This window comes from Alistipes intestinihominis, from assembly GCF_040095975.1.
Taxonomy (GTDB): domain Bacteria; phylum Bacteroidota; class Bacteroidia; order Bacteroidales; family Rikenellaceae; genus Alistipes; species Alistipes senegalensis.
The window spans coordinates 129,874-143,119 of the sequence record NZ_JBBMFL010000002.1 but is presented as its reverse complement, the minus strand read 5'-3'; the positions used below and the strand labels follow the sequence as shown (position 1 = coordinate 143,119).

Below are 13,246 nucleotides of genomic sequence, written 5' to 3'. Positions count from 1 at the left end.
TGTACGCACGGAAGGCAGCCGGTAAATTTGCGTCAAATGAAAATGCCATGAAACGAAGAGTGTGGATAGCGTGCGTCGCGTTGCTCGGCTGGCAGTTTGCGGCGGCGCAGGACTCGCTGAAGGTTTGGACGCTCGGGGAGTGTCTCGACTATGCGTTGGAGAACAACATCCAGCTGCGGCAGAGCCGCAACGACTATCTTTCGGGGATCGAGGACACCGAGGAGGCCAAAGCCGCGCTGTTCCCGTCGCTGACGGCTTCGGTGACGCAGGGCTTCACGAACTACCCCTCGTCGAACGCCACGGACCGCAACAGTTACACCGGGACATACGGGCTGAACGCCGGCATGACGCTCTACGAGGGCGGCAAACTGCGGACGGCGGTGAAGCGGCAGCAGGTGCAGAACCGCATCGACGCCCTTTCGGTCGAGGAGAGCGCCAACGACATCCGCATCGCCATCGTCCAAGCCTACATGCAGTGCCTCTACGCCGCCGAGGCTGTCACGGTGAACCGCTCCACGGCCGACGCCTCGAAGGCCCGGCGCGACCGCGCGGAGGCGATGTGGCAGGCCGGGTCGATCAGCAAGGTCGATTTCGCACAGCTGGAAAGCCAGTACGCGAGCGACGAATACCAGGTCGTCGTGGCTTCTGCGTCGCTCGACAACTACAAGTTGCAGCTCAAGCAGCTGCTCGAACTCGACATAACGGAGGAGATGAATCTTGCGGCGCCCGCCATCCAGGAGAGTGAGGTGTTGTCAGCCCTTCCCGCCAAAGCCGAAATCTATGCCACGGCGCTGGACGCCATGCCCGAGATCAAACGCGGGGAGCTGGCCGTCGAATCGGCGGAGTTGGGCATCAGGCAGGCGCGCGCAGGATTCTTTCCCTCCGTTTCCCTCTCCGCGGGCATCGGCACCGGGCACATGTCGGGCGGTTCGTTCGAAAGCGGTTCGCAGGTCTGGAACCGCTTCAACGAGAACGTCGGGCTCTCGGTGAGCATCCCGATCTTCTCCAACCGCAAGAACCGCACGGCGGTCAACAAGGCGCGCATCGCCGTCTCGAACAGCCTTCTGGAGCGGCAGAGCCTCGAAAAGGAACTGCTCCGGGAGGTGGAGTCGGCCTATCTCGACGCCGTGTCGGCCCAGTCGCAGTACGTCGCCGCCTGCGAAAAACAGCGCTATGCCCAGCAGAGTTGCGACCTCACCGACGAGCAGTTCCGTGTGGGGATGAAGAACACCGTGGAGCTGATCACGGCGCAGAACGAACTGACGGCCGCCCGGCAGGAGGTTCTGCAAGCGAAGTACATGGCGCTGCTCAACATCGAACTGCTCGACATTTACCAGGGAAAATAAATCAAACACCATAATCACGATGAAAAAACGCAACATCCTGATCGGGGCCTGTGTCCTCGTCGCCGCCGCCGGCCTCTGGATCGCGCTGCGGCCGTCGGAAAAGAGCGGCATCACGCTGGAAACCGCCCCGACCGAGCGCATCACCATCCGCAACTCCGTGACGGCGACCGGCACGGTGGAACCCGTCACCGAGGTCGAGGTCGGCACGCAGGTGTCGGGCATCATCGACAAGCTCTACGCCGACTACAACGACGTGGTGAAGGCCGGACAGCTGATCGCCGAGATGGACAAGGTGACTTTGCAGGCCGAGCTGGAGTCGTCGCAGGCCGAGCTGGCGAGCTGCAAGACCGAGTACGAATACCAGCTGAAGACCTACGCCCGCACGAAGACGCTCCGCGAAAAGGAGCTGGTGAGCGACGCCGAGTACGACCAGGCGTACTATCTCTACGAAAAGGCCCGCAACGCCTACGAGCAGGCCAAGGCGGACATCGTCAAGGTCCGCCGCAACCTGGGGTATGCGACCATCACGTCGCCGATCGACGGTGTGGTGATCAGCCGCGCCGTGGAGGAGGGGCAGACCGTGGCCGCGGGGTTCGAGACGCCGACGCTCTTCACCATCGCCGCCGACCTGACGCAGATGCAGGTGGTGGCCGATGTCGATGAGGCGGACATCGGGCAGGTGGCCGACGGACAGCGTGTGCAGTTCACCGTCGATGCCTATCCCGACGACACGTTCGAAGGCACGGTCGAGCAGGTCCGTCTCGAAGCGACGACCGAGTCGAGCGTGGTGACCTACGAAGTGGTCATCACGGCCTACAACCCCGATCTGAAGCTCAAGCCGGGGCTGACGGCCAACGTCACGATCTTCACGCTGGAGAAGGACGACGCGCTGGCCGTTCCGACCAAGGCGCTGCGCTTCGTGCCCGATGCGGAACTGCTCGGGGAACTGGGCCTGACGGTCGAACAGCCTGCGGAGCAGACGGTTGCGGGCCGGCGCGAAATCTGGGTGAAGGAGGGGCAGACGTTTGCGGCACGGTTCGTCGTGACGGGCGCGGCGAGCGGCGACCGGACCGAAATCGTCGAAGGGCTCTCCGACGGCGATGTGGTGGCCGTGGGGCTGACGGCCGCCAGCGCCGCTCCGGCAGCCGCCGTCGAACGCAGTCCCTTCATGCCCTCGGGCCCCGGGGGAAACAAAAAGAAATAGCCATGAAAGAGGTCATCCGGCTGGAAAATATCCGGCGCGACTTCCGGGTCGGCGACGAGACGGTGCACGCCCTGCGCGGGGTGTCGTTCACCATCGAAGAAGGCGAGTTCGTCACCGTCATGGGCACGTCGGGATCGGGGAAATCGACGCTTCTCAACACGCTGGGATGTCTCGACACCCCGACCTCGGGCGAGTACTTCCTCGACGGCGTTCCGGTGCGTTCGATGGACAAGAACGAGCGGGCCGTGCTGCGCAACCGCAAGATCGGATTCGTTTTCCAGAACTACAACCTGCTGCCGAAGAGCACGGCCATCGAGAACGTCGAACTGCCGCTGATGTACAACTCCCGCTATTCGGCGGCGCAGCGGCGCGAACGGGCTGTCGCGGCGCTTACGGCCGTGGGGCTCGGCGACCGCCTGCTGCACAGGAGCAACCAGATGTCGGGCGGGCAGATGCAGCGCGTGGCCATCGCCCGGGCGCTGGCGAACGATCCGGCGGTGATCCTCGCCGACGAGGCCACGGGCAACCTCGATACCCGCACGAGTTTCGAGGTGCTGGTGCTCTTTCAGGAGCTCTACGCCGCGGGCCGCACGATCATCTTCGTCACGCACAACCCCGAGATCGCCCAGTACAGCAGCCGCAACATCACGCTGCGCGATGGGCGCATCACGAGCGACATCCGCAACGGGAATATCTTACGCGCAGCCGACGCCCTGGCGCAGCTGCCCAAACAGGAGGAGTAAACGATGAATTTCACCAATCTGTTCCGAATAGCCGTCAAGGCGCTGAGCAACAACAAGCTGCGCGGATTCCTCACGATGCTCGGCATCATCATCGGCGTGGCGTCGGTCATCACGATGCTGGCCATCGGCCAGGGGTCGAAGCGCAGCATCCAGGCCGAGATCAGCGAGATGGGGTCGAATATGATCATGATCCACCCGGGCGGCGACCGGCGCGGAGGCGTGCAGCTGAGCGCCGATGATATGCAGTCGCTGAAGATCAAGGATTTCGAAGACATACGGGCCGACACGCGCTATGTGACCTACGTCTCGCCGGCGGTTAACAGCTCCGGGCAGGCGGTTTACGGGGCGAACAACACCCCGACGACGGTCTACGGCGTGAACCTCGACTACCTCGACATCCGCCGCTACAAGGTGGCCGACGGCGACGTGTTCACCGAGCACGACATCAAGACCGCCGCCAAGGTGTGCCTCATCGGCCAGACGGTCATTGATGAGCTCTTCACCAACGGGGAGAATCCCGTCGGGAAGGTCATTCGCTTCGGGACCATTCCGTTCCGCATCGTCGGGGTGCTCGAAAGCAAGGGCTACAACAGCATGGGCATGGACCAGGACGACCTGATCATCGCGCCCTACACCACCGTTCAGAAGCGCATCCTCGCCATCACCCACTTGCAGGAGATCGTCTGCTCGGCGCTGAGCGAGGTCTATACGGACGACGCGATCGGGGAGATCACCGACATCCTGCGCACCAACCACCGTCTCAAAGCCGATGACGACGACGACTTCTCGATCCGCTCGCAACAGGAGCTGTCGTCGATGCTCACCTCGACGACCGACATGATGACCGTGCTGCTGGCCGCCGTGGCCGGAATCTCGCTGCTCGTGGGAGGCATCGGCATCATGAACATCATGTATGTCTCCGTCACGGAACGCACGCGGGAGATCGGCTTGCGGATGTCGATCGGGGCCAAGAGCCGCGACATCCTCGCGCAGTTCCTCATCGAGTCGATCCTTATCAGTGTCACGGGAGGTCTGATCGGCGTGGTGTTCGGCGTGGGGGCCGCCGTCGTGGTCAATGTCGCCGCGGCGTTCCCCATCTACATTCAGCCGTGGAGCGTCTTTCTCTCGTTCGCCGTCTGCACCCTTACGGGGGTCTTCTTCGGGTGGTATCCGGCCCGGAAGGCCGCCATGCTCGATCCCATCGAAGCCATCCGCTATGAGTAAATTTTTTTTCGTACATTTGTCAATATGACTGCTTCGCAATCGAAATACAGAGCCTGGCTCGTGCACTTCACGGCCTGGGCCGTGATCTTCGGCATGCCGCTCTTCGTCACGGGACCCGACCGTCCGCTGCTGAGCGGCGGGGAATACCTGCGGTTCCTGCTGATCCCGCTGTCGTTCATGGTGGTGTTCTACACGAATTACCTCGGGCTGATCGACCGCTATCTCACCACGCGGCGGTTCGGACGCTTCGCGGGGTACAACGTCCTGCTGATCGGAGCCGTGATGATCGGCGTGCACCTGCTGTTCCGCTACGTCCTGCCCGACACGGGGCACCGTCCGCCGATGGAGCGGACATGGCAGGACGCCCTGCGGTTTTTCGCCGGAAACGCCGTCCTCTACCTGCTGGTCGTCGGCGCCGGCGTGGCCATCCGGATGACGGGAGGCTGGTACCGTGCCGAGGCGGCCCGGCAGGAGCTGGAGCACAGCCGTACCGAAGCCGAATTGCAGAATCTCAAAAGCCAGCTCAATCCCCATTTCCTGTTCAACACGCTCAACAACATCTATTCGCTCATTCAGATCGACGTGGACCGGGCCCAGCGGTCGGTCCACGAACTGAGCAGCCTGCTGCGCTATGTCCTCTACGAGAGCAGCCGGCCGACGGTGCCGCTGAAAGCCGAGGTCGAGTTTTTGCGCGACTACATCGAGCTGATGCGCATCCGCCAGCCCCGCCACGTGCGGGTCTTCGTCTCGCTGCCCGAGGAGCCGAGCCCGACGCCCGTCGCGCCGCTGCTGTTCATTTCGCTGGTCGAGAACGCCTTCAAGCACGGGGTGAGCAACGAAAAGCCCTCCTACGTGACGATCGACATCCACGAGGAGGGGCGGCGGCTCGTCTGCCGGATCAGGAACAGCTGTTTCCCCAAGTCGGGCGATTCGGACCGCAGCGGTTCGGGAATCGGGCTGACGAACCTTTCGAAACGGCTGGAGATGATCTATCCGGGACGCTATACTTTCGAATACGGACAAGCCGGCGACGCCTATCAGGCGCTGCTGTGCATCGAACTGCCGGATGAATGAAACTGAGCTGCGCGATAATCGACGACGAGCCGCTGGCCGTGGAACTGATGGAGTCGTACGTCCGGAAGACCCCCTTTCTGGAGTTGCAGGGCTCGTTCGGCAGCGGCGTCGCGGCCTTCGGCATGCTGCGCGACCGTCCGGTCGATCTGCTTTTCTGCGATATTCAGATGCCGGGGCTGAACGGCGTGGAGTTCTCGCGGATGCTCCCCGCCGACACGCGCGTGATCTTCACCACGGCTTTCAGCCGCTATGCCGTCGAAGGATTCCGGGTCAATGCCGTGGATTACCTGCTCAAACCGATCAGCTACGCCGATTTTCTGGCCGCGGCGCAAAAGGCCCTCGAATGGTTCGAACTGAAACGCCGTGCCGGAGCGCCCGCCGACGACCTGCGGAGCATCTTCGTCAAGACCGAATACCGGCTGCGACAGATCGAGCTGGAGCGGATTCTCTATATCGAGGGGCTGAAAGACTACGTGAAGATCCACGTCGAGGACGAACCGCATCCCGTCTTGTCGCTCATGAGCCTGAAATCGCTGGAGGAGCAGCTTCCCGCCGACCGTTTTATCCGCGTCCACCGCTCCTACATCGTGCAGCCCGCGAAGATCCGCACCATCGAGCGCAACAGCATCGTTTTCGGCCGGGAGCGCATCCCGATCTCCGAAAACTACCGGCAGGCTTTTTTCGACTTTCTGTCCGACCGTTCCCTGCTGCTCTGAGACGGGGCCGTTAAAAAATCGGCGGGATTGCCGCGCTCCCCGGATTATTTGTCTATATTTGCAAGGCACGGATACTGACTTTGACAGGGAAGAGACGGATGGTTATGATGAAAAATCAGCTCATAAAGGCGTTTCAGCGGGGCGAGGAGTGGGCCTTCCGGAAGGTTTACGAGCAGTTTTTCAGCCCGCTGTGCATCTATGCCGTCAAGTATGTGCGGGATGCGAGCGAGGCCCAGGACATCGTGCAGGATGTTTTTGCCGCTCTCTGGCTTCAGCACGACAACTTCAACAATTATTACACGATCCGTTCGTTTCTTTATATATCCGTCCGCAACAGGTCGCTCAACCTGCTTAAAAAGAACTCGCTGACCACCGAAAAGATGATCCGCGTGCAGCAGAACTCGCTTTCCGAAGCCCAGGAGTCGGAGATGGTCATCGAAACCGAAGTGGAACGGCGGCTGATGGCGGCCGTCGAGGCGCTGCCGACCGAGTGCCGGCGGGTGCTGATCCTCTCCATGGAGGGCAAGTCCTACCAGGAGATCGGCGAACTGCTCCATATAGCCATCAACACGGTGAAGAACCACCGCATACGGGCTGTGAAGAAGCTGCGTGAAAAGATGTTGTGAACCCTGAAAAGACCAACCGCGAAAACCGATTATAGCATGACTGATGAATTGATGATCTCCGATCTGATCTACAAGGAGCTGATCGAAGAGATAACGCCCGAAGAGAGCCGTGTCCTGAAAAAGTGGCTCGAAGAACCGGCGAACCGGGCCTTGTACGACCGGATCAGGCAGAAAAACGGCCTGGGCAGGCGGCTGTGCGAATATGTGGATGTCGATTCGCAGAAAGACTTTCGCAGCACGCTGCCCGCGCCTGCGCCCGTCGCTCCCCGCCGGGGATTGCGCTATGCCCTGTATGCCGCGGCGATCGTGCCGCTGCTGGTCGCGGTGACCTTCTTCGGCGCGAGGTTCGGCGGGAGCGGCCGGACCGATGTGCGCCATCCCGAGATCATGCACAACAGCGAGGGGGCCCGACTGATCCTCTCCTCCGGGCAGGTCGTGGACCTGGCGGACGACGAGGGGCGTCCCGTCGTTCTGGCCGAGGCGAATGCCGTCGTCGATGCCCGCGACGGCGAGCGCACGCTCTCCTACAAAAAGCCCGAAGCGGCGGCTCCGGCCGCGGAAGCTCCGGCCGTCGCGGCGGCTCCCGCCCTGCATACGCTGGTCGTGCCGCGCGGCGTGAATTACAATGTGGAACTTTCCGACGGAACCGTCGTTTACCTCGACGCCGATTCGCAGCTCGAATACCCCGTTTATTTCGCCGGGGAGCGGCGCGAAGTGACGGTTTCGGGCCGGGCCTATTTCGATGTCGCCCACGATGCGGAACATCCGTTCATCGTCCGGACCGGCCGGACCGAAATTCAGGTCTTCGGCACCGAATTTTGCGTTTCGGCCAAGGGAGCGCAGAGCGTCACGACCCTCGTGAAGGGCAGCGTCGGGCTGTTCGATGCCGGCAGCGGCGAGCGGCTGGCGGTGCTGACGCCCGGACAGCAGGCCGTCGTCAGCGGCGACCGCTGCGAGGTCCGGCAGGTCGAAACGCTCTATCAGACAGCCTGGAAGGACGGCTATTTCATCTTCGAATCGAAGCCCGTGGGCAGTATCATGGAGGAGCTTTCGGCATGGTACAACATCGACTACGTGCTGAAAGACTCCCTGCGGAATATCAATATCACGGCGCGGATCAAGCGTTACGACGACATCGAATCCGTGCTGGACATCCTCTCCAAGACCCGCAGCGTGAACTTCAAACGCGACGGGCGGGTGATTACGGTTATGAATTGAAACTGCCTCCGGTAAAAGTCCTCATTTTTTTGGTGAAATTTCGGCCGTTCGGGTAGCCCGGGCGGCCGATTTGTTTGTTATATTATAAAAGTGTAATTTCAGTTCGATACCGATAAATGAGCCCATCATGAAAAAACCGTTCCTTTTTTCCGCTGCGGCATTGCTCCTGCTGACGGGAGCCGCGGCGCCCGAAAGTCCCGAGTACACCGTGTCCAAACATCATAACGGGCCGGAACTCTATTATTGCTATGTCGATGCGGCGGGCAACCGGCTCAACGATGTCCGTTACGCCGAGGCGCATCCTTTCTGCGGCGACCGGGCCCTGGTCCGCGAGATGAAAAAGTACGGCTACATCGGTCCTGCGGGTGAACTGGCGATTCCTTATCGGTTCGATGCCGCCCTGAATTTCGGCGATCTGGGCTTCGACAAAGACCTGGCTGTCGTGCGGTTCGCCTTCCGCGACGAACTCCGCGAATTCATAACCCCGTGGACGTACGGCGACAGCGAAATGGTGCTGATAAACCGCCGGGGCGAAGCCGTTACGCCCCGTTATGAGGTGATCCGCCCGGTGGCGTACGGGTTGGCCGTGGTCGTGGAGACGCGCCGCAACCACGGGCTTCCGGTCGAAATCGCCGAGCCGAACGAAGTCCCCGACGCCTGCAAGTGGGGCTGTATCGACAAATGCGGCCGGGAGGTCATTCCCTGCATTTACGACCGCATTTTCGGGATCGGCGAATCGCTGTTGCTGGCGCAGAAGGAGGGCAAGTGGGGCGCCGTGGACAGCCGTGGGCGGGAGGTCATTCCGTTCATCCACGATTCCTGCCGTTACAGGAACGGGCGCGAGCCGGTTTTCAGCTCCGACCGGGACGGTGGGTGGCCCGACGTGAGCCGGGTTACGCCCGGAAAGGGGCGGATCGACATGTATGCCGGCGGGAAAAAGAGCGTTTTCGACGGGCTCGGCCGGAAACTGAAATAGCCTTTGTCCTGCGGCTCGTGTCCGAAATCTCTCCGCATGCCCGGAGACGGAAAAACGACGGGATTCGACATAACCGGCAGAAAATAGGAATAATCCGTCACTGAGCCGCTTCGAAGGCCGATTTCAGGTTACGGATTGAAACTTCGCCGGAATAAAAAATCACTTTTTTTGCAAAAATAAGCCGTTCGGGATAGCCCGAACGGCTTATTCGATTGTTATAATAATCGTGCGAGGCAGCCCGATTCCGCTTCGGGTGCCTCGGCGGTTAGGTTAGTATTAATCCTTAAACTTTTGCGTATGAAGAAATCTTTACCTCCGGAAAAGGAAATCAGAGAACGTTCCGGCTGCGTAACACGGATGGCGGTGAAACGGCTGCTGTGTCTTGCCGTACTGCTGATTTCCGCACTTCACGTATCCCCCCCCCCTCGCTTACGGCCAGCCCAAAAAGCTCTTCACGCTCACGATTCGTGACGCTTACCTGACCGAACTTTTCCTGCAAATCGAGAAGCAGAGCAACTATTCGTTCGTCTACCAGACGGACGACATCGAGGCGCTGGGCAAAAAGAACTTCTCGTGCGTGCGTTCCGATCTCGAAGCGATTCTCAAACGGTGCTTCACGGGGACGGACCTCGTCTGGGAGATCACCGACGACCATGTCGTCATCCGCCACAAGGAGGGCCAGCAGGTCAAGTCGGACCGGGTGACGATCGAGGGCCGCGTGCTGGACGAGTACCGCAAGTCGCTCGCCGGCGTCTCCGTCGTGGTCAAGGGCACGCGCTACGGAACCACGACCGATGCGAAAGGCGAGTTCAAGATCGTCGCGCCCCGTCAGAAGGATATGGTCGTCCGGTTCTCGTTTATCGGCATGACGCCCCAGGAGATCAACTACGTCGAGGGCAAGAAACTGTATGTGAACCTTCAGCAGTCATCGACCGACATCGGCAACGTCGAGGTGGTCCACACGGGTTATCAGGAGCTGACGCCCCGCGAAATGGCGGCTTCGATCGTTTCGATCAAGGCCGAGAACATCTATAACCCCGGCCTTTCGACCATCGACCAGATGCTCGAAGGACAGGTTCCGGGCCTGACCTACATGCAGAGCAGCGGCCAGCTGGGAGCTGCGCCGAAGCTGCGCATCCGCGGTACGACGACCGTCCTCGGTTCGCAGGAGCCCCTGTGGGTGATCGACGGCGTCGTGCAGAGCGATCCCGTGAACATAGATCCCGAGCAGATCAACGACCTCGACTTCGTGAACCTGCTGGGCAACGCCGTGTCGGGCCTGAACCCCGAGGACATCGACCAGATCGACATCCTGAAAGACGCTTCGGCCACGGCGCTCTACGGAAAGAGCGCCTCGAACGGCGTTATCGTCGTGACGACCAAGCGCGGCAAGCAGGGCCCTCCCGTGGTCACCTACTCGTTTTCGGGCACTTTCACCCAGCGGCCCCGCTATACGGACCGTTCGGTCGATGTGATGAACTCGCTGGAGCGCACCTCGTTTTCGCGCGAGCTGATGAACAACCGGCAAGTCTATCCCAACATCACGTCGTGGCTCGGCTACGAGGCTTCCTACCGCGACTACATGAACGGCAGCATCGACTACAACGAATTCGCACGTCAGGCGAGCTACTACGAGACGCTCAACACCGACTGGTTCGACCTGCTGATGCAGAACGCCTGGTCGCACCGCCACACGCTGAGCCTTTCGGGCGGAACCTCCAATGTCCGCTACCACGCTTCGCTGGGTATGAACAACCAGCAGGGTTCGACCCTGGGCGAGAAGAGCAAGACCTACACGGCGACGTTCAATCTGACGGGCAACTACAAGCGTTTCAAGGTGACTTTCGGCATGAACGGCTCGGTGACGGACACCGACGGCGAGCCCTCCGACCTTAATATCAACGACTACGCCTACAACACCAGCCGTGCGGTGCCCGTCTACGATGCGGACGGCAATTACTGGTCCTATCTGAGATCGACCTCGGCGAGTGCCACCAGCACCGGCGACTCCTATCCGTTCAATATCCTCGAAGATATGGAGAACAGCTACCGCAAGCAGAAGAACAACAGCGTGACGGCGCGTGCAGGCGTTGACTACGACATCACCTCGACCTTGAAGATCACTTCGCTGCTCTCCTATTCCGTGTCGAACAACTACACGGGCAACTACCACGGACAGAATACCTGGTACGGGCGGACGCTCAACAAGCGGTTCAACGCTGCGACCGACTCGTGGTATTACGAGAATACGCTGCTGCCCGTCGGCGGAGAGCTGAAAGAGACCCGGACCGACCGCCGCGGCTATTCGGCGCGTGCGGCGCTCGTCTACACCGAGAAGTTCGGCAAGGACGCGCAGCACAAGATCGACGCTTCGCTGGGTACTGAAGTCTCCTCCACCACCTACGAGGGGCTGTCGCAGACCTACCGCGGCTACGACCCCGACCGCGGCAACATCATGCAGGGCGTGACGATCATCGGCAGTTCGAAGGTGGAGAATCCGGTCAACTACGATGCATACGCCGACTGGCTGCAAACGGCCGAGGCGATGGGCGTGCGCACGATCAATCGTTCGAACAACCTCGCGGCCTACATGACGCTGGGATACGGCTATATGCAGCACGCCTATTTCAGCTTCAACATGCGCAGCGACTTCTCCAACGAGTTCGGTTCGCGCGCCAACGAGCGTTTCCTGCCCACGTGGGCCCTCGCGGGACGCTGGAACATCACCGAGAACGTGTTGAAGGATGTCCGCTGGATCAATTCGATGTCGCTGCGCGCCTCGTTCGGTTCGCAGGGCAATGTGCCGAGCGTCCCCACGCGGCTGGTGATCAAGGAGGGCGGTTACGACAAATATTTCGACTCCTATTCCAAGAGCATCAACAAGTGGCCCAATCCCGACCTGAAGTGGGAGAAGACCTACACGACCAACATCGGTCTGGACTTCGCGCTCTTCAAGCGCAAGATCACGGGTACGATCGAGTGGTACTACCGCAAGACCACCGACGCCTACATGAGCCAGAGCGTCTCGGAGGTCAACGGCATCACCAGCTACACGGTCAACCGCGGTACGCTCACCAACCAGGGACTCGACCTGACGCTGAACTTCACGCCGATCAACCGTCTGACGGAGGTCAACGGCGAGATCAAGGGTTTCCGCTGGCGTTTCGACCCCTCGCTGGGTTCGGTCATCAACCAGCTGATCGACAAGGCCGTGCAGACGCCCGAGACGACGCTCAAACACGATAGCGAGATCTATTATTCGGAGTATCTGAACGGAACGATTCACGTCGTGGGCCGTCCGATCAACGGATTCTACTCCTACCGTTTCACCGGGCTCGACGGCAAGGACGGGCGTCCGACGTTCGACAATTTCAGCCAGATGGTCACCGTCACCGATCCCCAGACCGGCGAGCAGACGGAGATCACGCGCGCCAAGTGGCTGAACGAGTATTTCGACACCAACCAGCAGCGCTACATGACCGTCATGTCCTATTCGGGCACACGTGTCCCGACGATCCAGGGAACCCTGCGCAATACGTTTACCTACAACAATTTCACGCTGAGCGTCAACCTGGCTTACAGCCTCGGGTCGAAAATCCGTCTGACGAAACTTTATCCCAACGTCTCGGGAATCAACGGCACCATCGCGCCGCTGCCGACGGAGAACGTCCGCCGCGAATGGCTTCGCCGCTGGCAAAAGGCGGGCGACGAGAAGTACACCAACATTCCGGGCATTCTTTCCGGACGCGAGTTCACGGAGACGCTGAGCCCCTGGTGGCAGAGCGGTGTGTCGGGAACCGACATCAAGAATATCATGACGTATCTTTTCAAGGACGGTTTCGCCCCCAACATCTGGCAGATGTACGACTATTCGGATTCGCGCGTCGTGAGCGGCAACTACCTGAAAATCCAGTCGATTTCGCTGCGCTACCAGCTGCCGCGGAAGTTCTGCAACAGCATCCGGATGAAATCGGGGTATCTGATGTTCACCGGCACCAACCTCTACACGTTCGCCAATTCGCGGCTCAAAGGACAGGACCCGACCACCTCGGGCGGCTCTGCGATCGCCGTGTCGATCCGTCCGACCTACTCGTTTACGCTCAATGTCTCATTCTAAAG

At 60.6% G+C, this 13,246-nt stretch carries 10 protein-coding genes; all 10 read left to right on the top strand.

Going from position 1 to position 13,246, the window contains the following annotated elements:
• Nucleotides 1-47 precede the first annotated feature (47 nt).
• The 10 genes from WMO46_RS02200 (at nucleotide 48) to WMO46_RS02155 (ending at nucleotide 13,244) form a co-directional block, all read left to right on the top strand.
• Nucleotides 48-1,346: a TolC family protein gene (locus tag WMO46_RS02200; protein ID WP_349093694.1), complete on the top strand. Its 1,299-nt coding sequence runs from the start codon at nucleotides 48-50 to the stop codon at nucleotides 1,344-1,346.
• 19 nt (nucleotides 1,347-1,365) lie between these two features.
• On the top strand, nucleotides 1,366-2,550 hold the full coding sequence (locus WMO46_RS02195) for an efflux RND transporter periplasmic adaptor subunit (protein WP_349093693.1): 1,185 nt from the start codon (nucleotides 1,366-1,368) through the stop codon (nucleotides 2,548-2,550).
• A 2-nt stretch (nucleotides 2,551-2,552) separates the two neighbouring features.
• Nucleotides 2,553-3,293: an ABC transporter ATP-binding protein gene (locus tag WMO46_RS02190; RefSeq protein WP_349093692.1), complete on the top strand. Its 741-nt coding sequence runs from the start codon at nucleotides 2,553-2,555 to the stop codon at nucleotides 3,291-3,293.
• Between the two features lie 3 nt (nucleotides 3,294-3,296).
• Nucleotides 3,297-4,517: an ABC transporter permease gene (locus tag WMO46_RS02185; protein WP_349093691.1), complete on the top strand. Its 1,221-nt coding sequence runs from the start codon at nucleotides 3,297-3,299 to the stop codon at nucleotides 4,515-4,517.
• A 24-nt stretch (nucleotides 4,518-4,541) separates the two neighbouring features.
• Nucleotides 4,542-5,591 (top strand): sensor histidine kinase, encoded by a 1,050-nt coding sequence (locus WMO46_RS02180; protein WP_276715081.1) that lies wholly within the window; start codon nucleotides 4,542-4,544, stop codon nucleotides 5,589-5,591.
• Nucleotides 5,588-6,307, top strand: coding sequence for a LytR/AlgR family response regulator transcription factor (locus WMO46_RS02175; RefSeq protein ID WP_019151616.1), 720 nt, complete (start codon nucleotides 5,588-5,590; stop codon nucleotides 6,305-6,307). The genes WMO46_RS02180 and WMO46_RS02175 overlap by 4 nt, the downstream gene beginning before the upstream one ends.
• A gap of 107 nt (nucleotides 6,308-6,414) precedes the next feature.
• The gene (locus tag WMO46_RS02170) at nucleotides 6,415-6,933 is read left to right on the top strand and encodes an RNA polymerase sigma-70 factor (RefSeq protein WP_187120523.1); all 519 of its coding nucleotides are present in this window, start codon (nucleotides 6,415-6,417) and stop codon (nucleotides 6,931-6,933) included.
• A gap of 36 nt (nucleotides 6,934-6,969) precedes the next feature.
• Complete coding sequence (locus WMO46_RS02165; RefSeq protein WP_349093690.1) at nucleotides 6,970-8,151, top strand: FecR family protein; 1,182 nt, start codon at nucleotides 6,970-6,972, stop codon at nucleotides 8,149-8,151.
• A gap of 127 nt (nucleotides 8,152-8,278) precedes the next feature.
• Nucleotides 8,279-9,127, top strand: a complete 849-nt coding sequence (locus tag WMO46_RS02160; protein WP_349093689.1) for a WG repeat-containing protein — start codon at nucleotides 8,279-8,281, stop codon at nucleotides 9,125-9,127.
• 577 nt (nucleotides 9,128-9,704) lie between these two features.
• Nucleotides 9,705-13,244: a SusC/RagA family TonB-linked outer membrane protein gene (locus WMO46_RS02155; protein WP_349093688.1), complete on the top strand. Its 3,540-nt coding sequence runs from the start codon at nucleotides 9,705-9,707 to the stop codon at nucleotides 13,242-13,244.
• Nucleotides 13,245-13,246: the final 2 nt, after the last annotated feature.